This window comes from Streptomyces liliifuscus, from assembly GCF_016598615.1.
Lineage (GTDB): Bacteria > Actinomycetota > Actinomycetes > Streptomycetales > Streptomycetaceae > Streptomyces > Streptomyces liliifuscus.
Window position 1 is genome coordinate 9,899,353 of record NZ_CP066831.1, and the last position, 21,118, is coordinate 9,920,470.

The window sequence follows — 21,118 nt, forward strand, 5'->3', positions numbered from 1 at the left end:
CACGTCAGGAGGCACCGTGATCGCCGCTCCCGAGCCCGGACTGACCGAACACGAACTGATCGACCGAGCCGTCGCCCTGCGGCCCGCACTGCTCGAACGTCAGCCGGAGACAGAGCGGTTGACGCGCTATCCCAAAGACACGCACGACGACTTTCTGCGGGCCGGTTTCTACCGGATCCTGCAGCCGCGCCGCTACGGCGGATACGAGTTCGGCGTGCCGACCTTCTACCGCGTGGTCACCGAGATCGCCCGCGGCTGCCCCTCCACCGGCTGGGCGCTCTCGCTGACCGCCGCCCATGTGCTCCAGGTCGCGGCGCAGTTCGAGGAGCGGGCGCAGGACGAGATCTTCGGCGACGACGGCGAGTTCCGCGCCGCGTCCACGGTCATGCCGGTCGGCGTGGCCACGCCGGACGGCGACGGGCATGTCGTCCTCGACGGAACCTGGCCGTACTCCTCCGGATCGCCGTACTCCACGCACTACGTCGGCCAGAGCCTGCGCGCCCCGGAGAAGCCGGGCGACCCGCCCGGACCGCTCGTGCTGTTCGTCGCGCCGCGCTCGGTGTGGACGCTGCTCGACGACTGGCACGGCGTCCTCGGGCTGCGCGGCAGCGGCTCCAACAGCATCCGCATGGAACAGGCCCGCATCCCCGAGTACCTCACCCGGGAGGCGGGCCTACTCGACCTGCCCGTGGAGGGCGGCACACCCGGATCGAAGCTGCACGGCAACGCGCTGTACGCGGGCCGTGCCCCCAGCTTCTTCCACGGGGAACTGGCCGCCATCATGGTCGGCACCGCGTACGCCGCCGCCGACGAGTACGCCCGGATCCTCGCCGAGCGGCCGCTGACCCTGGAACCCGACCGCACACGGGCCGAGCTCCAGGACTACCAGCGCCACCTGGGCGAGGCACTCGGTGCGATCCACACCGCCGAGGCGGCACTCCAGCGCAGCGCCGAGGACTACATGGAGACCTGCCGCCGCAACGTCTCCGGGGAGGCGCCCTTCACCATCGCCGACGACAACCGCCTCGCGCTGGTCTTCCTCACGGCGGGCCGCATGGCCTGGGACGTCACGCAGAGCATCCTCTTCCGCACGGCGGGTTCTCGCCATGCCCGTGACGGGGAGCGGATGCAGCGCTATTTCCGGGACGCCGCCACGTACTGGTCCCACATCGGGCCGAGCATGGCCGAGCCGCTCGCGAGGCGCGTCGGCTGCGATCGGCTCGGGCTGCCGTCCCACGACATCCCGCTGATTCCGTGAGCGTTCGGTGACGTCCGGGTGAGACGTGCATGGCCCGTCCCGCGTCGGGTACGCGACCAGCCGCGCCCGGGTCGGAACCTGGTCCGGGCGGCCTGTTTTCGTTACTACGTCGGGATGTGCCATGGAGATTTCCTCGAACGACAACGTCACGGCGGAGGCCGAGCGAGCGCTTACCGTGCTGGCCGAGAACGCCGAGGACGGCGATGCCCTGGACACCCTGGCCGGCAGCGACGTGCTGGTCCCGGTGCCGGACGACGCCGATGACGAGGCGGCCGGTGATCCCTCCGTCGTCGCCCTGCCCGTCATCGAGCAGCCGGGCGGGGACCCGCTGGTCCCGGTGTTCACCTCGGAGGTGCGGATGGCCGAGCTGCTGCCGTCCGTTTCGCGCTACCGCCTGGTGCCGCTGGGTGCGCTTGCCGCGCAGTGGCCCACCAGTGAGGTCTCGCTGAGCATCGACGCGAGTGCGCCGCATGGGCTGACGCTCAGCTCGCAGGGTGTGCGCGCGCTGTTGGCCCGGCCGCACGCCTGAGCCGGCCCTGGTCGGGTGGCCCTTCGGGGCGCGGGACGCCTTCGGCTCCCGCGCCCCTGGTTCGTGTCCGGGTGCGGGTGCGTGGGGGCTGGTCGCGCAGTTCCCCGCGCCCCTAAAAGCAGGGCTGCGCCCCAGCTTTTGTCTTTAGGGGCGCGGGGAACTGCGCGACCAGCCACACACAACCCGCAGCCGACAGAGAACAGGGAGCGGCCGGTGCTCAAAGGCTCTTGCCGGGGTTGAGGATCCCCCGGGGATCGAACGCCTCCTTCAGCCGCCGCTGAAGCGCGTGCGCCGCGGGCCCCAGCTCCTCCGCGACCCACTGCCGCTTCAGAACACCCACGCCGTGTTCTCCCGTGAGCGTGCCCCCCAACCGCAACGCAAGCGCGAAGATCTCGCCCGCCGCCTCCCACGCGGCATCCGGGAGCCGGTCCAGATCCGGATCCGGATCCACGACGATGATCGGATGCAGATTCCCGTCGGCAGCGTGCGCGATGGTGAAAATCGGGACGCCATGGCGTTCGGAAATGGCACGGATGGAACGAGCCGCCTCCGCGAGCCGCGAGCGCGGTACGGCGATGTCCTCGATCAGCGGCCGGCCCAGCCGTTCCAGGGCGGGCAGAGCCAGCCGACGCGCGGCGAGCAGCGACTCGGCCTCGGCGGGATCGTCGGTCACCTCGACCGTCGTCGCCAGTGGCGTGAGCAGTCGCGCCACCACCTCCGCCTCCACGGCCGCACCCGCGCCATCGCACTGGACGACCAGCAACGCCGCCCCCCGCTCGCGCAGTTCGGGGTCGATGGCGTGCAGCACGGGCCCGTCGACCAGCTCCGCGAGCGCCGGTTCGACCCCGGCCCGGCCGATCGCGTACGACGCCTCGGCCGCGGCCTCGAAGGACGGGAAGTAGGCGGCGAGCGTGGCCGTCGCCACCGGGACGGGCCGCAGCCGCAGCGTCGCCGAGGTGATCACCGCGAGGGTGCCCTCGGAGCCGGTGAGGAGGGCGGTCAGGTCGTAGCCGGTGACGCCCTTCACCGTACGGCGGCCGGTCCTGATCACCGTGCCGTCCGCGAGCACCGCCTCCAGACCGAGCACGCTGTCCCGCGTCACGCCGTACTTGGCGCAGCGCAGCCCGCCCGCGTTGGTCGCGATGTTCCCGCCGATCGTGGAGATGGCGGCGCTGGCGGGGTCGGGCGCGTACCGCAGGCCGTGGGCGCCGGCCGCGCGGTCCAGCTCGGCCGTGATCACGCCTGGTTCGACGACCGCGAGCTGGTCGTCCGCCGACAGTTCGAGGACGCGGTTCATGCCGGACAGGTCGAGGACCAGCACGCCCTCGCCCGCGGTCGCGCCGCCCGAAAGACCGGTGCCCGCACCGCGCGGCACGACCGGCACACCCAGGGCATGCGCGTGCCGGAGGGTGACCGTCACGTCCTCGGTGCGCCGGGCGTGGACGACAGCCAGGGGACTGCCGTCGGACCGGGCACCGGAACGGTCGGTGGCGTGCGCGGCCAGCGTGCGCGGATCGGTGGCCAGCCGGTCGGGGGCCAGGTCACGGGCCAGCAGCCCGAGCAACTCGGCGGCCTTCGTGGACTCAAGAGCGGTCGTCGTGGGAGCGGTCACAGGTCGAGTGCCTTCGTTCCGATGGCGAGCAGGGAGATGTCCTCCTGGGGCGCGTGCACGGGCGCGCACTGGATGTCACGGAAGTGCCGCTCCAGAGGGTTGCCGCGGGCCAGCCCCGGATTGCCGAGCAGCCGCACGGCCAGTTCCACGGCCCGTACCGCGTGCCGGTCGGCCAGTACGCGCGCACCGAGGGCCTGCTCCGGCGTGTAGGCGGGGTCCTCGGCGTCGACCCGCGCGGCCCCGTCGAAGAGCAGTTGCTCGGCGGTGGCGAGGAGCACCTCGATCTCCCCGGCCGTCCGCCGGAAGCGTTCGGTACGGGCCACCGGGTGACCGAGATTGGCGGGCACACGCGTGTGCGCGAAGGTGTGGAAGAACGCCTGCGCCGCACGCGCGACCCCCACATACAGCGCGGCGAGCGGGAGATGGAGCGACGCTCCGGCCCGGTTGTCCTGCTCGCTCGCGGGACCGTGCGGGCCGAGCCCGATGACGTTCTCGTACGGGACCTCCACGTCCCGGAATGTCACATCGTGGCTGCCGCTCGCCCGTAGCCCCAGCTGGTCCCACCGGTCGGTGATCTCGATGCCGGGCGAGCCGCCGGGCACCAGAAACGTGCCCACGCGCGGCTCCGGCTCATCGGTGGTCGCCCACACCAGGAACCAGTCCAGTCCCTCCGCGCCCGTCACGAACCGCTTGCGCCCGCTGACCGACCAGCCGTCCGCGGTACGCCGGGCAACCGTCGCGGGCAGTCCGCCCCGCGCCGGGGAACCCAGATCGGGCTCCACGCGCGCGTGGTTGACGAGAACCGGCCGCTCCTCGGACTCCTTGAGCACGCGCGCGTACAGCTCCTCGGGCCATGTCGGACGTACGGCCTCGCGGGCGTGGGTGTTGAGGGTCATCGCCGTGATCAGGGCCACGGACGGATCACCTCGGCCGAGGGTGTGCAGGATGCGCGCGGTCTCCTCGACGCGGGCGCCCCGGCCGCCGTACCGCTCCCCGACGGTCGCGGTGAGCAGCCCCGCCTCGTGCACCACCTGGATCGACTCGGCGGGAAAGGCGCCCGACCGGTCGTACTTGACGGAGAGTTCGGCGAGGCGCGCGGTCAGCAGGTCCGGGTCTGCCTCCGGGCTCACGCTCGGGTTCACGCGGGGTTGCACGGTCACAGGGCCTTCTCCAGATCGGTGTCGAGTGCGCGGCTCCAGAAGGACTTCACGTCCAGCTTTCCCTTCAGGGCGCCCAGTTCGGTGAAGGCGTCGGCGACCTTCTGCTGCGAGGCGATGGTGTCGTCGCCGACCGTCCTGGCTTGGGTCGGCCGCTGTGCCTGCGCGTCGCGGAAGTCCTTCTCCGCCTGGGCCACGGGCTGGTGGGTGGCCTTGGCGACGACCTTCGCGAACTCGTGCTCGCGGCCGTCACGGATGTACGCGTACGCCTTGGTGATCCGGGCGATCAGATCGGCCGCGGCGGCCCGTCGGCCGGGACTCTTGAGGACGTTGTCACGGGCCGACCAGAGGAAGTTGCCGGACAGTACGTCCTTGCCCGAGCCGATGGTGACGGCACCCTGCTGGTGGGCGGTGATGACCGACGTGCCGTAGGACGCGAAGGCGTCGATACCGCCGCCGTTCAGGGCGGCCAGTCCGTCGTTGGGCAGGAGCGGCTTGGCGTCGATGTCCGACCACTTCAGACCTGCCCGCTTCAGTAGCTCGTACAGGAAGTAGTGGGCGGTGGTGTTCTGGACGTAGCCGACCTTCTTGCCCTTCAGGCCCGCGATGTCCGTCACCTCGGAGCCCTTGGGGACGATGACCTCCTGGTTGAGGGTGGTGCCGCGCTGCACGGCGACCACCTTGAAGTTCGGGCTGCCGTCGGCGGCGGCGAAGATCGGCGGGATCTCGCTGGAGGAGGCCAGGTCGAGCGCTCCGGCCCGGACGGCCTGGAGCTGCTGGTCACCGCCCTGGAACAGACTCCACTTGACCTTGTACGGGGTGTCGTCTAGGTGGGCGAACTTGAGCACGGCCTCCTCGTTCTTCCAGCCGGTGGCGCCGACGGCCAGTGTCACCGAGGAGAGGTCCGAGGAGGACGAGGACTCGGCCTCCGCGTCACCTCCGCAGGCCGTGGCGAGCGGCAGCAGCAGCGCGAGCGCGGCGGAGGACGTGAGCAGGGTTCGACGGAACACGGAGTCTCCATGAGAGGAATCGATTCAGACGAGGACGGAGGACGGAGGGCAGGGGACGGAGGCCGGAGAGCGGGGGAGGAGCGACGAGAGACCGCTCGGGGGCCCGAAGAGTCAGGCGGCCCGGTCGGCCGAAGCGCGGTGGGCGAGTTCCTGCCGGACCAGCGGCAGGACGTAACGGGCGTAGTCGATCGCGTCGTTGAGCGGGTCGTAGCCGCGGATCGACAGCAGGTCGCAGCCGATGTCCACGTAGTCGAGCAGCGCCTTCGCGACCGTCTCGGGGGAGCCGACCAGTGCGGTCGAGGCGCCGGCCGCGTTGGTGGCGACCGCCGGGGCCGTCCACAGGCAGCGGTCGTGCACCTCGCCCCGCTCGGCGATGTCGAGCAGCCGCTGCGAACCGACGTTGGCCGGGCGGCCGCTCGTCCTGTAGTGGCGCAGCAACTCGGTGTTCTGCGCCTGGTCCTTCAGCACGCCCAGGGTGCGGTGCGCCTTCTCCCAGGCCAGCTCGTCGGTGGGCGCGATGATCGGACGGAACGACACCCAGATACGGGGACGGGGGCGCCCGGCGGCGTCCGCGACCGCGTTCACGGCGGCGATCTGCTCGGCCGTCTCCTTCAACGGCTCGCCCCACAGCCCGAAGATGTCGCCCTGCTGGCCGCCCACGCGGTAAGCGTCCTGGGAGGAGCCGCCCACCGAGATCGGGACCAGGCCGTTCACCGGCTTCACGTCCGAGTAGTAACCCTCGAACCTGAAGTACTCGCCCTCGTGTGACACGGGCCCGTCGGCCTGCCACACCTTCCGCAGGATCTGGATGTACTCGTCGGAGCGCTCGTACCGCTCCCTCTTGTCGAGGTAGTCGCCCTCGCGGTGCTGCTCCTCGTCACTGCCGCCGGAGATGATGTGCACGGTCAGCCGGCCGTCGCTGATCCGGTCGAGAGTCGCGAGCGCGCGGGCCGCGTGCGTCGGGAAGATCACGCCCGGCCGGTGCGCCAGGATCGGACGCACCCGCTCGGTGTGCGTGGCCACGAACTGGGCGATCTGGAAGGCGTCCGGCGAGGCCGAGTGGTAGGCGACCAGCGTGTGGTCGAAGCCTCCGTCGTCCAACGCCCGGGCGTACCTGCGCAGATGGTCGACGTCGAGACCGGTACGGCTCGCGGCGGCCGGTCCGGACGCCCCGGAGTCGGTGTGCACGGCGCTGATGAACTCGACAGGCATGGTGAACTCCTTTGCTCGGAAAGCCGCTTGAGGCTCTCGGCGGCTGTTTGAAGGCTCTCGGCCGCTACTTGAGGACGGAGGCGTCGGCGGACTTCGCCACATCGACGTTCGGGTCGAGGACACCGATGCCGTGCATCAGGTCGGCCACGTCCTGGACGGTTCCGTTCACCTCGGGCGTGACGGGCAGCACCTTGCTGTAGGCGGCCGAGGCTAGGGTCTTCGCGATCGCGGGATCGGCGCCGTTGCGCTCGACGATGGCGTCGGCGTACGCGTCCTGGTGGGTGCTGGTCCACTTCAGGGCCGTACCGAGCCGCTTCAGGAAGTCGCCGAGCGCGGCCTTCTTCGCCTTGTCCGCGAGCGCCTTCTCGGAGGCCCCGATGAACCCGTAGCCGCTGATCCGTCCGTCGGCGCCGTCGACCAGCAGCCTGCCGCCCTGCTGGAGACCGACCGCCTGGTAGACCCCGAAGGTCGCCCAGACCTCGATCTTCCCGGAGGAGAAGGCGGCCTGCGCGTCGGTCGGCAGCAGGTACTGGACCTTCACGTCGGAGTACTTGAGGCCGTTCTGCTGAAGCACGTTGGCGAGCAGGTACTCGGCGATGCTGCCCTTCGCGGAGGACACCACGACCTTCTTGCCCTTGAGGTCCTTGACGCTCTTCACGTCCGAGTTCTTGCTGACGACGATCCCGGTGTGATGCCCGTCGTTCTTCAGAGCGGCGACGTTCTTGAACTTCACCCCGCCACTGAGCGCCTGGAGCGCGGGCAGGTCCGCGGAGTACGTGGTGTCGGCGGCGCCCGCCTGCACGGCCTGGAAGAGCGGGGCGGCGCCCTCGAACTCGGCCCACTTCACCTTGTAGTCGGCCCCCTTGAGGGCCCCGGAACCGGCAAGGATCGTCTGGAGGGTCTTGGCCTGGTCGCCGATGGTGAGCGTGACGTCCGAGGAGCCGCCGGCCGTGTCCGCGGCGGAATCCCCTCCACAGCCCGTCACCGTCAACAGGGCGCTCAGACCGAGAGCGGCGGCGAGCGTACGGAAGATGGTGCGCTTCACGAGGGGTTCCCTTCGGAGGTACGGGAGTTGGGGACGTCGGAGGTGCCGGTGTGGGTGACGCCGAGCCAGCCGAGCAGGCGGGCGCGGAGTGTGACGAACTCGGGTGCGGTCAGATCGCGGGGGCGGGGCAGCTCGACGGTGACCTCGTGGGCGATGCGCCCCTCGTCCATCACCAGGACGCGGTCGGCGAGCAGCAGCGCCTCCTCCACGTCATGCGTGACCAGGAGAATCGCGCAGCCGTGCCGCTCCCACAGCTCGGCGACGAGCTGCTGCACCTTGCCGCGGGTCAGCGCGTCCAACGCCCCGAACGGCTCGTCCAGGAGCAGGAGTTCGGGCTCACGGACCAGGGCCCGGGCCAGCGAGACGCGCTGGGCCTGACCACCGGAGAGCGTCTTGGGCCAGACGGTGGCCCGCTCGGCGATCCCGACCTCGTCCAGCGCCTTGTCGGCCAGCGCCCGGTCGGGCCGGCCCGGCAGCCCGAGGACGACATTGCGCCACACCTTCAGCCAGGGCAGCAGGCGCGGCGACTGGAACGCGGCGCTGCGCCGGGCCGGCACGGTCACCTCGCCGCCGATCTCGTCGTCGAGTCCCGCCAGGATGCGCAACAGGGTCGACTTGCCGCAGCCGCTGTGGCCGAGCAGGGCCACGAACTCGCCCTCACGGATGTCGAGATCGAGCTCGTGCAGCACGGTGTTGCCGTCGAAGGCCCGGGACAGACCGCGGATCTCGATACTGTTCGCCACCGCGGTCGGGGTCGCGGTCGCGGGCTGGGACTTCACGGTGTTCACGGTGTTTGCGGTCATGGTCACGCCTCGCCTTCGAAGGAGGCACGCCAGCTCAACAGGCGGCGCGAGAGGACCCGTACGGCGAAGTCGCAGGCCAGGCCGAGCAGCGCGTACACGGCGAGGCACAGCACGATGACGTCCGTACGGAAGTACTGCTGGGCGTTGCTCATCAGATATCCGAGCCCGGCGTCGGCGTTGATCTGCTCGGCGAAGACGAGGGCCAGCCAGGCGGTGGAGAGGGCGTACCGGAGTCCCACGAGGGCACCGGGCAGCGCGCTCGGCAGGATGACGTACCGGATCAGACCGAGCCTGCCGAGCCCCATCATCCGTGCGGCCTCGACGAGTTGGGCGTCGGTGGAGCGGATGCCGCCGTAGATGTTGAAGTACAGCGGGTAGGTCACGCCGAGCGCCACCAGCGCGATCTTCGGCGTCTCCTCGATGCCGAACCAGACGATGAACAGCGGGATCAGACCGACCCACGGGATCGCCCGGAACATGCCCATGGAGGAGTCGATGACGTCCTCCCCGAGCCGGAACAGCCCGGCGAGCAGGGACAGCGACAGGGCGACCGTCGCTCCGATGAGGAAGCCGGTCGCCGCCCGGCGCCCGGACGCGGCGATTGCGTCGGGCAGTTCGCCGGTCTTGGTCAGCTCGACGGCTTGGCGTACGACATCCACGGGCGAGGCGAGCACGGACTCGGGGAGCACACCGGTGGCGGAGCCCAGGAACCACAGGAGCATCAGCCCGACCGGTCCGGCGGCACGGCGTACGGAACGGGGGACGGACAGACGGCGGCGGGGGAGATGCGCCGTACCGCGGATGGTGACGCGGGCGGGTGAGGGCTCGGCGGGCGGTTCGGGCTTCTCCAGTGGCGGGGCTGTCACCCCGATCTGTTTGGTCGGCATGGCGGTCTTCCTCTCGGGAGGGCCGAAGGCGGTTCGGGACTGCTCGGTGCGCATCAGGACGGCAGGGAACCGGTCGCGGCCGGGCGGGCGGGATCGCCGGACCAGGCCGACCAGGAGCCGGGGAAGAGCGTCGCGTCGAACCCGGCGATCGCGAGGGCGGCGATCTGGTGGGCCGCGGTGACACCGGACCCGCAGTACACGCCGATCACGGTCGTTTCACCGGCACCGCGGTCCTCGAACCGCTTGCGCAGCACCTCGGGCGGCAGGAACGTCCCGTCGGCCGCGAGGTTCTCGCCGGTCGGTGCGGAGACCGCGCCCGGGATGTGGCCCGCGCGAGGGTCGACCGGCTCCTGCTCTCCGCGATAGCGCTCTCCGGCGCGGGCGTCCAACAACAGGCCCGTGACGGCGAGTTGGGCCGCCCCGTCGGCGTCCGTCACCGGCAGTCCGCCCGGCCGGAGGACGATGTCACCCGGCTCCGCCGTATCTGGATCCGGCTTCAGCGCACCTGTATCCGGCTTCGGCTCGTTCGCCGCATGCCTTGTCGCACCCGGACCGGATTCCAGCGGCAGCCCCGCCGCCCGCCAAGCGCCCAACGCCCCGTCGAGCAGGGTCACTTCGGGCACTCCGGCCCAGCGCAGCAGCCACCAGGCGCGGCCCGCCGCCGTGTTGCCCAGGTCGTCGTACACGACGACCGGCCGCCCCTCGCCGAGGCCCCAACTCCGCGCCGACGCCTGCAGATCCGCGAGGTCCGGCAGCGGATGACGGCCGCACTCCTGGCTCGGCGGACCGGCCAGTTCGCGGTCCAGGTCGACGTACACGGCTCCCGGGATGTGAGCGGTCTCGTAGTGGTCGCGGCCGTGCGGGTCGCCCAACGCCCAGCGCACGTCGAGCAGTACGGGCGGCTGCCCGGAGTCGAACAGCTCGCGCAGCTCCGCGACCGTCGTCGTCACCCGGGCGCTCATGCGAGGCCCTCAGCGATCGCGGGGAGTTCGGGGGAGAGACGCAGGCGTTCCAGGAAGAGCACGACCGTGGCGGCGGCGGTGCGATGCAGCGCGTCGTTGAGCACGTCGTGCCGGCCGCCGTTGAAGGTCACGGTCCGTACGCCGACGTGCCCTTCGTATGCGCTGAGCGCGTCGGCGAGTGGGCTGACCGTGTCCTCGGCGCCGTGCAGGGCCAGCACCGGAACCCGTACGAGATCCAGCCGCGGCTCCGGCAGGTCCGGGGTCGTGTCCAGTGCCCCGCGCCGGAAGCCCGGGTCGTTCGTGAGGCGTGCCTGGTGGGTGGGGCAGGCGGTCCGTGCCTCGACCTCGGCCTCCCAACTCCCGGAGGAACTCCCGGCTTCCCGACTCCCTGACTCCCAACTTCCGGACGCCCAGGGGGCGGTGGGCAGACCGGCCAGGATCAGCGCGTCGATCCCCGGGGTCTGCTCGGCGGCGAGCCCGGCGGCGTACAGGGCACCCGTGTCCGAGCCGACCAGCACCTTCGGACCGGGCAGGGACTCGTCGGCGAGGAGCTTGGCCGCCTCGTCGAGCACGGACGGATCGGCGACCGGGTCACCGAGGGCACGTACGCGATAGGCGTCGAAGGCGAGACGGCGGCCGAACCGCTCGTACACGCCACCGTGCTCGCCCCGGCCGGCCAGCACGATCAGCGTGCCGCGGGCGGCGAGACCTTCGGGTTCGTCCCAGGAGGCGGACAGCGAGGAGGGCATGAAGAAGCAACTCCCTTGTTCAGGGCAGGGGATAAGGAGGACCGCAGGAGCGAGGGGGAGGCGCGGCAGCCTGCCGACACGTGTCAGGACAGGGGAGACACGATCAGTGGAGGCCGAGCGGGAACGCCGGTGACCGGCGGGGAATCAACGACAGCGCGCGCTGCACGCCACGCCGAAGTCGATGACTCGGCGCTGCGTCAGAAGGGCAGCGGAAGCGGTCGTGGGAACCATGGGTTCATCATGACCGGCCGGTGCGGAATCCGTCCAACGACGATTCCGCATCGAAATCGATCAGCGATCGCGATCGATAAGGGGGACGGGCTACGGTCGCCGTATGCCCCAACCTGTCCTGGACATCGTGGCCCTGCGCAGCCTGACCGCGATAGCCGACTGCGGCGGTTTCCACCGCGCGGCCCACTCCCTCGCCCTGAGCCAGTCCGCGGTCAGCCAGCATGTGCGCAGGCTGGAGAAGACGCTGGGGAGCCCGGTCGTCGAACGCGAGGGCCGGGGCACCCGGTTCACCCCGGAGGGGCGGCTCCTCGTGGAGCAGGCCCGTCGCATCCTCGCCGTGCACGACGAGGCCGTGCGGGTGCTGCTCGACACTGAGGGCGACACCGTCACCATCGGGTCCACCGAGCACGCCGCCGACCAGTTCCTGCCCCGGCTGACCGCGGCCGTCCAGGAGGTGCGGCCCGGCTGCCGGGTGCGCTTTCGCATCGACCGCTCGGCACGGCTCGTCGAGGCCGTGGAGCGCGGCAGCGTGGACGTCGCGGTGTACGTGACGGAGGCGGCGGCCACCGAGGGGACTCCGGTCGGCGGCCTCCCGCTGACCTGGCACGCCACTCCCGGGTGGGTGCCGCCGGCCGCGCCCGCTCCGGTCCCGCTGGTCGCCATCGAGGACCCGTGCGCGATCCGTCGCCGGGCCATCGCGACCCTCGCCGCGCACGGAGTCGCCGCCACGGTGGTGGGCGACGCCGGCTATCTCGCGGGGGTGCTCGACGTGGCGCGCACGGGTGTGGGTGTGGCGCTCCTCGCCGCGGTCGGGCCCGCGCCGGACGGGCTGAGCCCGTACGACGGACTGCCGTCGGTCACACCGATCCCGATGAGCGCGCTGGCCCGGCCGGGCGCCGACCCGGAGACGGTGGCTGCGGCGTTCGATGCCGTACGGAAGCTGCTGCGCCCGGCGGGATGACTCGGCCCCAGCCGGGGACTCGGGCTCTTGGCGCGGAGCGACTCAGCCCTGAGCCCTCAGTTACAAGCCTTCAGCTCCCAGCCCTGAGCCCTGAGCCCTCAGCCCTGAGCCCTGAGCCCTCAGCTCTAGGGCCTCAGCCCTTGGCGAGCATGCGGGCCAGGACGGCGCGCTGCAGCGGGCGTACCTCGGTGTGCAGATCGCGGCCCTTGCCGGTGAGGGCCACCCAGACCCCGCGGCGGTCCTCCTGGCAGACGCTCCGCTCCACCAGGCCCTCCTTCTCCAGGCGGCCGATGAGGCGGGAGAGGGCGCTCTGGCTGAGATGGACCCGGTCGGCGATGTTCTGCACCCGGCACTGCTCGACCCGACCCGCGCTTGAGCTCGTGCCCGTGCCCGAACCCACGCCCGTATGCGAGTCGGAGTCCGGGTCCACGGTCGTCGTGCCCGACGCGAGGATGTCGAGCACCTCGAAGTCGCTGGCGCCGAGGCCGTGCGGATGGAGTTCGCGGTCGATCTCGCACATGGTGCGCGCGTGCACCGACAGGATGTCCCGCCACTGGTCCTCGAGCGGGGGAGCGACCTTCTCTGCTGCCATATCCGCACGGTAACAGAGAAAGCGGCTATTGTTTACCATGCAACTAGTGCAGTTGCATGGAGTTGCTCACCTTGCTCAGGGACGCCTCCCGGGCAGGTGATCGTCCTGAGGTCTTGGGCCGTGACGGGCTCCCGCGCCGGTCGTCACCCGGCGAAGATCTCCACGACCGACCAGACGGCGAGTCCGAGCATGCACAGCCCGCCGATCCGCTGCACGGTCTTCAGCGGTACGCGCTTGGCGATGAACCGCCCGGCCAGCAGCGCGAGCGCGGAGACCGACATGAGGGCGGCGGCGGAACCGACGGCCACGGACGCGACGCCGTTGGTGGCCGCGAGATTGGCGGTCGTGATCTGCGTCAGATCGCCCCACTCGCTGATGAAGACGGCCATGAAGGCGGTCGTGTAGACGGGCCAGAAGCCGGTCACGGTCCGGCCTCCGGCGTCCTGCTCGTCGTCGTCCCCTCCGCTGCGCAGCAGCATGAAGGCGCCGAACGCGAAGAGCGCGGCCGAGACCGACTTGACGGTCCAGTCGGGCAGCAGGCCGATGAGGCTTCCGGCGCCGACGGCGATAGCGACGTGCACGACGAACGCGGTGGACGTACCGAACCACACGTACAGCGGCCGCATACGGGTGCCCATGGCCAGCGACGCGAACATCGTCTTGTCCGGCAGCTCGGCGAGGAAGATCAGCCCGAAGGCGGTGAGGATCGCCAGAGGGTCGAGATGCATTCCGGGTGACTTTCTGTAAGGACCGGGCCCCCGGATCTTCGCGAAGCGCCCTTGACCGGGGCGACGGGAGAACCGTTCGGCCCGGCATGACGGGGTGCGCCGCAAGGACTTGCGGGCACATCAATGCCTGGCCGAAGGTCTCGTCCACCCGTGTGATCACGCGGGCCCGGCCACCGGGAACCCGAGGGCTCCAGTGTGTCGACGACCGGTTCGCAGGACTACTCCCCTTCGCAGTCACTCAGTGTACAGGACACCCATACGGGTCTCGCATGAGAGTGCGGGCGGGGGGTATGCGAAGAACACTCGACGCGGACGGGCAAGGGATGGTCCCGCCCGCGACTCACGAGCGGAACCCTCATGAACGGCTCACTTCACGAAGCGACAACCTCGGACGACACGTCCGATGTGATCCTGCGCGCCCTGAGCGTCCTGGCCCACAACGGCCTGGACGGCGCCGCGCGGACGCGGCTGGCCGGGACCAAGGTGCTGGTGCCGGCCTCCGACACGGAGACGTCGAAACTGATCCTGCCGGTCACCGGCCGGGCCGTCCTCGTCTTCACGTCAGAGGAGCGCATGGCGCAGGCCCTGCCGGACGTCCAGTGCTACCACCTCGTGCCCCTGGGCATGATTCCGGCCCACTGGCCGGTGCGCGGCCTGACGCTCACCATCGACCCGGGTTCGCCCGAGGCCGTGACGCTGTCGGCGGAGGGCGTGCACCTGCTGCTGGGCCCACCCCTGAAAGCCGCGTGAAGCGCTCCGGCCTCAGGTCGACCGACGCTTCACCAGTTCCGTCGGCAGGATCACCGCCGCCGGATCCTCCCCGCCGATCTGTGCGAGCAGCACCCGCACCATCTCGGCGCTGATCCGGTCGTAGGGCTGCCGGATGGTCGTCAGCTGGGGCCGTGCGGCCAGGGCGGCCGAGGAGTCGTCGAAGCCCCCCACCGAGACGTCCTCCGGGACGCGGCGACCGGCCCGTTCCAGTGAGGTGAGTACGCCCTGAGCCATCAGGTCGGACGCGACGAACACGGCGTCCACGTCCGGGCACTGGGCCAGGAGCCGTTCCGCGCCCGCCTCGCCGCTGGCCCGGCTGTAGTCACCGGACACGACGAGCCGCTCGTCGAAGTCGATGCCCGTCTCGGCGAGCACCTCCCGGTAGCCCGCGAGCCGCTCCACACCGCCGGGTGTGTCGAGGGGACCTGTCACCACGCCGATACGGCGACGGCCGAGCGACACCAGATGGCGCACCATGTCACGGGCGCCGTCCCGGTCGTCAGCGGCCACGTAGCTCACCTTGGAACCGACGCCGATGGGCTTGCCGCACATCACCAGCGGCACCCCCGCCTCGCGCAGTTGCTCGGCGACCGGGTCGCCGGAGTGGCTGGAGACCAGCAGCACCCCGTCGACATGACCCGCCGTGATGTACCGGGTGATACGCCGCCGCTCGTCCTCGGTGCCCGCGAGCATGAGCAGCAGCGGGATGTCGTGCGCCGCCAGTGCCTGCGTACAACCCCGCAGCAGGACATTGAAGTTGGGGTCCTCGAAGAACCTCTCCTGCGGCTCGGTGAGGAGGAAGCCGATCGAGTCCGAGCGTCCGGTGATCAGTGAGCGGGCGTGCCGGTTCACGACGTAACCCGTCCTGCGGATGGCGGCGTTGACCGCCTCCTGGGCCGTGGGACTCACATAGTGGCCGCCGTTGAGCACGCGCGAGACGGTCCCTCGTGAGACTCCCGCCTCGCGCGCGACATCGTGAATCGTCGGCGGTTTGCGCCGGCCCCCCGATTGGCTCATGGTCACGACTTTACGGCTCCCGACAGCAGATCGAGGCTCCAGAACCGCTGGATGACCAGGAACAGCGCGATGAGCGGAATGACCGCGAGGAGCGCGCCGGTGATCACCAGTGTGTAGAGGGCCGGGGTGTTGGATCCCTGTTCGAGCAGGGTGAACAGACCGAGGGTGATCGGGAACCTCTCGTCGTCGCTGAGCATGATGTACGGCAGCAGGAAGTTGTTCCACACCGCAACGAACTGGAAGAGGAACACCGTCACCAGTCCGGGCACCATCATCGGCAGCGCGATCCGGGTGAAGATCCGCAGCTCGCTCGCCCCGTCCATCCGCCCCGCCTCGACGACATCGCCCGGCACGGCGGCGGCGGCGTAGATCCGCGCGAGATACACGCCGTACGGGGACAGGACGAGCGGCAGCAGGACGGACGCGTACGAGTCCGTGAGGTCGGCCTTGGCCATGAGCAGATACTGCGGGATCGCGAGGATCACCGGCGGCATCAGCACGCCCGCCATCAGGATGTTGAAAATGGTCTCGCGGCCGCGGAAGCGGTAGATCGCGAGGGCGTAGCCGCTGAACGCGGAGACGACGGTCGACAGGACGGCGCCCAGGCCCGCGTAGAGAGCGGAATTGGCCATCCACTTCCAGTAGATGCCGTCGCGGTAGGCGTTCAGGTCAGTGACGTTGTCGGCGAAGCCCGTCCCCGGCAGGAACGTGAACGTCGAGAACAGCTCGCTGCCCGACTTGGTCGCCGCGATCACCACCCACGCCACCGGCAGCAGACAGTAGATCGCGCCGATCAGCAGTGTCACCGTCGGGACGAAGGCGATCCGGCGGCGCAGCGGCGGCCCCTGGGCGGTGCCGGGTGTCGTCCCCGCGGCCGGGGACGCCTTGCGGACGGCAAGAGAACTCACTGTGCTGCCTCCTGCTTGTTACGGGAGTTCGCGGCCCGCAGGAAGCCGAAGGAAAGGACCAGCGTGACGATGGCGATGATCACCGCGGTCGCCGCCGCCGAGTGGATGTCACCCTTGCCGAAGGCGTCCTGGTACACCTTCATCAGCGGACTCCAGGTCGTGGACACGGAGTTGGTCAGGGGCTTGAGGGTGGTCGGCTCGCTGAACACCTGGAGCGTCGCGATGATCGAGAAGAAGAAGGTCAGCACCAGCGAGGGCGCCACCATCGGGATCTTGATCCTGATCGCGATCTGCAGCGGGGTGGCGCCGTCCAGCTTCGCCGCCTCGTACACCTCGGCAGGGATGGACTGCAGCGCGGTGTAGATGACGATCATGTTGAAGCCGGTGCCGCCCCACACCGCGATGTTGGACAGCGCGAAATACAGCGGCCCGCCGTCCAGCAGGTCCGGCTGCGGCATGCCCAGCCTGTCGAGGACGAAGTAGAAGGGGCTGACGTCCGGCAGATACAGAAAGCCCCACAGCATCGCCGCGACGACACCCGGAATGGCGTACGGGAGGAAGATCGCGAGCCGGGTGACCGGTGCGAGGCGGACCCGGTCGGTGTCGAGCATCAGCGCGAAGAGCAGCGCGAGCCCGAGCATCACCGGCACCACGATGGCGCCGTAGCCGAGCACACGCACGGCGCCGTCGAGGAGCTGGGAGTCGGTGAGGGAGTCGGTGTAGTTCTCCAGGCCCGCCCAGACCTCCTCGCGGGCGCCCGCGCCCAGGCCGAGACCCTTGACCTGGACCTTGTGCAGGCTGAGCCACATCGCGTAGCCGATGGGCAGCGCGAAGAAGAGGGCGAACAGGATCGTCGCGGGGAGAAGGAAGGCATACGGGGCCCCCTTGACCCCGTACGACTTCCGGCGTGCGCTCGTCACTCCGCGACCTCGAAGCCCTGCTTCTTGAGGTCGGCGACGGTTTCGCCCTGCATCGACTTCAGGGCGGCTCCGAAGTCCGACTTGTTCTTGGCGGCGGCGCCGAACACGTCGTTGAACGTGGTGTACGCGACGTTCACGTTCGGGCCCCACGCGGAGGGAGCGGCGGTCTTCGCGATGTCGGCGGCCTGGGTGTAGAAGTCCGTCTGGTTCGAGAAGAAGGCCGGCGGCTCGGTGAACGCGTCACTGGTCTGGGCGGTCGTGGCGGCCGGGTAGATACCGCCCTCCTTCGCGAGCGCGGTCAGCGCCTCCGGGTCCGTGTTCAGCCAGGCGGCGAACTTCGCGGCGGCCGACTTGTGCTTGGAGTCCGTGGTGACGGCCGTGGACGAACCGCCCCAGCTCCCCGTGACGTCCTCGCTCTGCGACCACTGAGGCAGCGGAGCCATCGCCCACTTGCCCTTGGTGTCGGGCGCGGCGGTGGTCAGGGTGCCGGGCGCCCAGACGGCGCTGACCCAGGCGATCTGCTTGCCGGTGTTGAGCGCCTTGTTCCAGGCCGGGGTGTACATCGGCTGGTTGTCGATCGCGCCCTCCTTGACGAGGCCGCCCCAGAAGTCGGCGACCTTCTGCGTCGCCGCGTCGTCGATGCCGACCTTCCACTTCTGGCCCTCTGTCGTCCACCACTTGGCGCCCGCCTGCTGGGCGAGACCGGCGAAGAGACCGGAGTCGTTGGCGGAGAACGTGGTCAGGTCCGTGTCCGGCGACTTCTTCTTCAGCGCGCGGGCGGTCTCGGCGAACTGCTCCCAGGTCGCCGGGACTTCGAGGCCGTACTTCTTGAACAGGTCCTGGCGGTAGTAGAACATCATCGGCCCGGAGTCCTGCGGGATCGCGTACACCGCGTCCGAGCCCAGCGTGGTCTGCTGCCAGACGCCCTCGGCGAACTTGTCCTTCACGCCGTCGACGTCGCCGGCTATGTCGGCGAGCGCGTCATTGCTGACCAGGGTCGGCAGGGCCTGGTACTCGGCCTGGACCAGGTCCGGGGCCTTCTTGGCCTTGTGCGCGGTGAGGATCTTGGTGACCAGCGTGTCGCCGGACGCCTGCTTCTTGACCGTGACCTTGATCTGGTCCTTCTTGCCCTGGCCGTTGTTCCACAGGTCGGCGACCTTGTCCATGCCCGGCGTCCAGGACCAGTACGTCAGCGAGACCGGCCCCGAGTCGGCCTCGCTGTCGTTGTCGTCCGAGGAGCCGCAGGCGGCAAGTGCGGTGGCGCCGAGCGTGACAGCGACCGAGATGGTCACGAGGCGACGCAGCTTCGTGTGTGGCATGGATCTGTCTCCCTGACCGTGGTCTCCGCCTGCTGCGGAGGCCTGCCCCTTTTTCCCTGTGCGGCTCGCCTCCGGGGCGCTTCAGCCGGTGTCGAAGGTGCGACCGTGCTCAGCCCTTCGGGCCTCCGCACGCTCGCGCTCTCGACACCGGCGCGCCTCTCCGGCTCGCCGGTGCTGCTTCTGTGAGCGTTCACAGTAGAGAAACATCCAGGACACTTGTCAATGGTTGTTGCTGTGCGGTTATGTTGGCCCCGCGCCATTGGAACTGTGTGTGCACGTTCCCAAATGATCGATCGACCGGGAGACAATCCATGCCGGAGACCACCCCCAAGGGCCTCACGAGGCTCGCCTTCGGTGGGGACTACAACCCCGAACAGTGGCCGGAATCCGTCTGGCCCGAGGACGTCCGGCTGATGCGCGAGGCCGGTGTCACGATGGTCAGCGTCGGGATCTTCTCCTGGGCGCTGCTGGAGCCCGAGCCCGGGAACCACGACTTCGGCTGGCTCGACCGGCTCCTCGACCTGCTGCACGAGAACGGGATACGCGCCGACCTCGGTACGCCGACGGTGGCGCCGCCCGCCTGGTTCTACCGCGAGCACCCCGAAGCACTGCCCGTGGCAGCGGACGGCACCCGCTACGAGCTCGGCTCACGCGGCGCCATCTGCCACAGCAACACCCACTACCGCACGGCCGCCGCCGACATCACCACCAGGCTCGCCGCCCGGTACGCCGACCACCCGGCGCTCGCGATGTGGCACGTCCACAACGAATACGGCGTCCCTGTCTCGGCCTGCTACTGCGAGAGCTGCGCCGCGCACTTCCGCCGCTGGCTCGCCAGGACGTACGGCACGGTCGACGCGGTTAATGCGGCCTGGGGCACGGCCTTCTGGGGCCAGCGGTACGCGGACCTCGACCAGATCAACCCGCCCCGGGTGACCCCGACGGTCGGCAACCCGGCCCAGGCGCTCGACTACAAGCGGTTCGCCGACGACACCATGCGCGAGAACTTCGTCGCCGAGCGGGACATCCTGCACCGCCTCGCGCCCGGCATCCCCGTCACCACCAACTTCATGACCGCCCTCAGCCAGTGCGACTCCGTCGACTACTGGGCCTGGGGCCGCGAGGTCGACCTCGTCACCAACGACCACTACCTGATCACCGACGGCCGCCGTACGCATGTGAACCTTGCGATGGCCGCCGACCTCACCCGCTCCGTCGCCGGCGGCGCCCCCTGGCTGCTGCTCGAACACTCCACCTCGGGCGTCAACTGGCAGACCCGCAACCCCGCCAAGGCACCCGGCCAGATGGCCCGCAACTCCCTCGCCCATGTGGCCCGCGGCTCCGACGGCGCGATGTTCTTCCAGTGGCGGCAGTCACGGCGCGGCGCGGAGAAGTTCCACTCGGCGATGCTGCCGCACGCGGGCACGGACTCGCGCGTGTGGCGAGAGGTCGTCGAACTCGGCGCGTCCGTCGACTCGTTGAGCACGGTCCGCGGCACCCGCACCCAGGCCGACGCCGCCGTTCTGTGGGACTGGCACTCCTGGTGGGCGCAGAACCTCCAGTGGCGCCCCAGCGAGGACCACGACCCGCGCGAGCGCGCCGACGCCTTCTACGAATCCCTCTACGACCGCCACCTCACCGTCGACTTCGCCCACCCGGAAGCCGACTTGTCGGCCTATCCCCTTGTCGTCGTACCGGCCCTCTACCTGATGACCGAGGCTGCCGGACAGAACCTCACGGAGTACGTCGAGAACGGCGGCACCCTCGTCGTCTCGTACTTCTCCGGCATCGTCGACGAGCACGACGCCGTGCACGACGGCCCCTACCCCGGCCCGCTGCGGGATGTACTCGGCCTGACGGTCGAGGAGTTCTCACCGCTGCTCGCCGGCGACCAGGTCCGCATCACCGGGCCCGACGGATCCGAGCTCGCCGGGGACGTCTGGACCGAGTTCGTCGTGCCTCGCGGTGCCGAGACCGTGTGGACGTACGGCGACGGGCTCACCGAGGGGCATCCGGCCGTCACCCGGCACCGGCTCGGTGAGGGGTCCGCTTGGTACGTGTCCACGCGGCTCGGGGCCCATGGGCTCGACGCGCTTGTCGGCTGGGCCGCCGATGATGCGCGGATCGCGCCGCGGGCGGATCTGCCTCGGGATGTCGAAGTGGTGCGGCGGGTGGGGGAGTCGGGGGTGTTTCTCTTCGCGATCAACCACTCCGGTGTCGATGCGAAGGTGGCGCTCGATGCGCACGGCACTGAGCTGCTCACCGGTGAGCGGGCGGCGGGGCGGCTCGCGGTGCCGGCGGGGGCCGTACGGGTTGTGCGCCTCGACGATTGATCGGCCCATTGTTTTCGCCCCCGCCGCCCCTACCCATTCCCGTCCCTTACTCAGGGGCTCCGCCCCCGAACCCCCGCTCCTCAAACGCCGGAGAGGCTGAATACATTGCGGCCC

The 21,118-nt window shown here is 70.2% G+C and carries 20 protein-coding genes; 5 read left to right on the forward strand and 15 right to left on the reverse strand.

What is annotated here, in order from left to right:
- The first annotated feature begins 16 nt into the window (after positions 1-16).
- Positions 17-1,258, forward strand: a complete 1,242-nt coding sequence (locus JEQ17_RS43175) for an acyl-CoA dehydrogenase family protein (protein WP_200400360.1) — start codon at positions 17-19, stop codon at positions 1,256-1,258.
- A 121-nt stretch (positions 1,259-1,379) separates the two neighbouring features.
- On the forward strand, positions 1,380-1,787 hold the full coding sequence (locus JEQ17_RS43180) for an SseB family protein (protein ID WP_200400361.1): 408 nt from the start codon (positions 1,380-1,382) through the stop codon (positions 1,785-1,787).
- Between the two features lie 217 nt (positions 1,788-2,004).
- Here JEQ17_RS43180 and JEQ17_RS43185 read toward each other — a convergent pair whose 3' ends face one another.
- From JEQ17_RS43185 to JEQ17_RS43225, 9 genes are all read right to left on the reverse strand, one after another.
- Positions 2,005-3,399: an FAD-binding oxidoreductase gene (locus tag JEQ17_RS43185; RefSeq protein ID WP_234048583.1), complete on the reverse strand. Its 1,395-nt coding sequence runs from the start codon at positions 3,397-3,399 to the stop codon at positions 2,005-2,007.
- A complete protein-coding gene (locus tag JEQ17_RS43190) occupies positions 3,396-4,559 on the reverse strand; it encodes an acyl-CoA dehydrogenase family protein (protein WP_234048584.1) in 1,164 nt (387 codons plus the stop codon). Before JEQ17_RS43190 ends, JEQ17_RS43185 begins: the two co-directional genes overlap by 4 nt.
- Positions 4,556-5,566 (reverse strand): ABC transporter substrate-binding protein, encoded by a 1,011-nt coding sequence (locus JEQ17_RS43195; protein ID WP_200400362.1) that lies wholly within the window; start codon positions 5,564-5,566, stop codon positions 4,556-4,558. The genes JEQ17_RS43190 and JEQ17_RS43195 overlap by 4 nt, the downstream gene beginning before the upstream one ends.
- Before the next feature lie 111 nt (positions 5,567-5,677).
- Positions 5,678-6,778: an LLM class flavin-dependent oxidoreductase gene (locus tag JEQ17_RS43200; RefSeq protein WP_200400363.1), complete on the reverse strand. Its 1,101-nt coding sequence runs from the start codon at positions 6,776-6,778 to the stop codon at positions 5,678-5,680.
- Positions 6,779-6,842: 64 nt separating this feature from the next.
- Positions 6,843-7,823, reverse strand: a complete 981-nt coding sequence (locus JEQ17_RS43205; protein ID WP_234048585.1) for an ABC transporter substrate-binding protein — start codon at positions 7,821-7,823, stop codon at positions 6,843-6,845.
- The gene (locus tag JEQ17_RS43210; protein ID WP_200402020.1) at positions 7,820-8,566 is read right to left on the reverse strand and encodes an ABC transporter ATP-binding protein; all 747 of its coding nucleotides are present in this window, start codon (positions 8,564-8,566) and stop codon (positions 7,820-7,822) included. The genes JEQ17_RS43205 and JEQ17_RS43210 overlap by 4 nt, the downstream gene beginning before the upstream one ends.
- A 62-nt stretch (positions 8,567-8,628) precedes the next feature.
- Complete coding sequence (locus JEQ17_RS43215) at positions 8,629-9,513, reverse strand: ABC transporter permease (protein ID WP_200400364.1); 885 nt, start codon at positions 9,511-9,513, stop codon at positions 8,629-8,631.
- Positions 9,514-9,566: 53 nt separating this feature from the next.
- Positions 9,567-10,475, reverse strand: a complete 909-nt coding sequence (locus tag JEQ17_RS43220) for a sulfurtransferase (protein ID WP_200400365.1) — start codon at positions 10,473-10,475, stop codon at positions 9,567-9,569.
- Positions 10,472-11,224, reverse strand: a complete 753-nt coding sequence (locus JEQ17_RS43225) for an alpha/beta fold hydrolase domain-containing protein (protein WP_200400366.1) — start codon at positions 11,222-11,224, stop codon at positions 10,472-10,474. The genes JEQ17_RS43220 and JEQ17_RS43225 overlap by 4 nt, the downstream gene beginning before the upstream one ends.
- 334 nt (positions 11,225-11,558) lie before the next feature.
- Between JEQ17_RS43225 and JEQ17_RS43230 the strand changes: the two genes are divergently transcribed.
- Positions 11,559-12,416, forward strand: a complete 858-nt coding sequence (locus JEQ17_RS43230) for a LysR family transcriptional regulator (protein WP_200400367.1) — start codon at positions 11,559-11,561, stop codon at positions 12,414-12,416.
- A 133-nt stretch (positions 12,417-12,549) separates the two neighbouring features.
- Here the strand turns inward: JEQ17_RS43230 and JEQ17_RS43235 are convergent, their stop codons facing one another.
- Both JEQ17_RS43235 and JEQ17_RS43240 read right to left on the reverse strand, forming a co-directional pair.
- On the reverse strand, positions 12,550-13,008 hold the full coding sequence (locus tag JEQ17_RS43235) for a MarR family winged helix-turn-helix transcriptional regulator (RefSeq protein WP_200400368.1): 459 nt from the start codon (positions 13,006-13,008) through the stop codon (positions 12,550-12,552).
- A 143-nt stretch (positions 13,009-13,151) separates the two neighbouring features.
- A complete protein-coding gene (locus tag JEQ17_RS43240; RefSeq protein WP_200400369.1) occupies positions 13,152-13,736 on the reverse strand; it encodes a TMEM165/GDT1 family protein in 585 nt (194 codons plus the stop codon).
- Between the two features lie 357 nt (positions 13,737-14,093).
- Here JEQ17_RS43240 and JEQ17_RS43245 point away from each other — a divergent pair, with 357 nt between their 5' ends.
- Positions 14,094-14,486 carry an SseB family protein gene (locus tag JEQ17_RS43245; RefSeq protein WP_200400370.1) on the forward strand — a complete coding sequence of 131 codons (393 nt, stop codon included), beginning with the start codon at positions 14,094-14,096 and terminating at the stop codon, positions 14,484-14,486.
- A 12-nt stretch (positions 14,487-14,498) separates the two neighbouring features.
- Here JEQ17_RS43245 and JEQ17_RS43250 read toward each other — a convergent pair whose 3' ends face one another.
- Genes JEQ17_RS43250 through JEQ17_RS43265 form a run of 4 tightly spaced genes read right to left on the reverse strand, consistent with a single transcriptional unit; the run spans position 14,499 to position 18,671 of the window.
- Positions 14,499-15,530 (reverse strand): LacI family DNA-binding transcriptional regulator, encoded by a 1,032-nt coding sequence (locus tag JEQ17_RS43250; protein ID WP_200400371.1) that lies wholly within the window; start codon positions 15,528-15,530, stop codon positions 14,499-14,501.
- Positions 15,527-16,432 carry a carbohydrate ABC transporter permease gene (locus JEQ17_RS43255; RefSeq protein WP_200400372.1) on the reverse strand — a complete coding sequence of 302 codons (906 nt, stop codon included), beginning with the start codon at positions 16,430-16,432 and terminating at the stop codon, positions 15,527-15,529. Before JEQ17_RS43255 ends, JEQ17_RS43250 begins: the two co-directional genes overlap by 4 nt.
- Positions 16,429-17,352, reverse strand: coding sequence for a carbohydrate ABC transporter permease (locus JEQ17_RS43260; RefSeq protein ID WP_200400373.1), 924 nt, complete (start codon positions 17,350-17,352; stop codon positions 16,429-16,431). Before JEQ17_RS43260 ends, JEQ17_RS43255 begins: the two co-directional genes overlap by 4 nt.
- Positions 17,349-18,671 carry an ABC transporter substrate-binding protein gene (locus tag JEQ17_RS43265; protein ID WP_200400374.1) on the reverse strand — a complete coding sequence of 441 codons (1,323 nt, stop codon included), beginning with the start codon at positions 18,669-18,671 and terminating at the stop codon, positions 17,349-17,351. The genes JEQ17_RS43260 and JEQ17_RS43265 overlap by 4 nt, the downstream gene beginning before the upstream one ends.
- A gap of 311 nt (positions 18,672-18,982) precedes the next feature.
- On the opposite strand from JEQ17_RS43265, the gene JEQ17_RS43270 reads away from it, so the two are divergent.
- Positions 18,983-21,004 (forward strand): beta-galactosidase, encoded by a 2,022-nt coding sequence (locus JEQ17_RS43270; RefSeq protein ID WP_200400375.1) that lies wholly within the window; start codon positions 18,983-18,985, stop codon positions 21,002-21,004.
- Positions 21,005-21,118 lie beyond the last annotated feature (114 nt).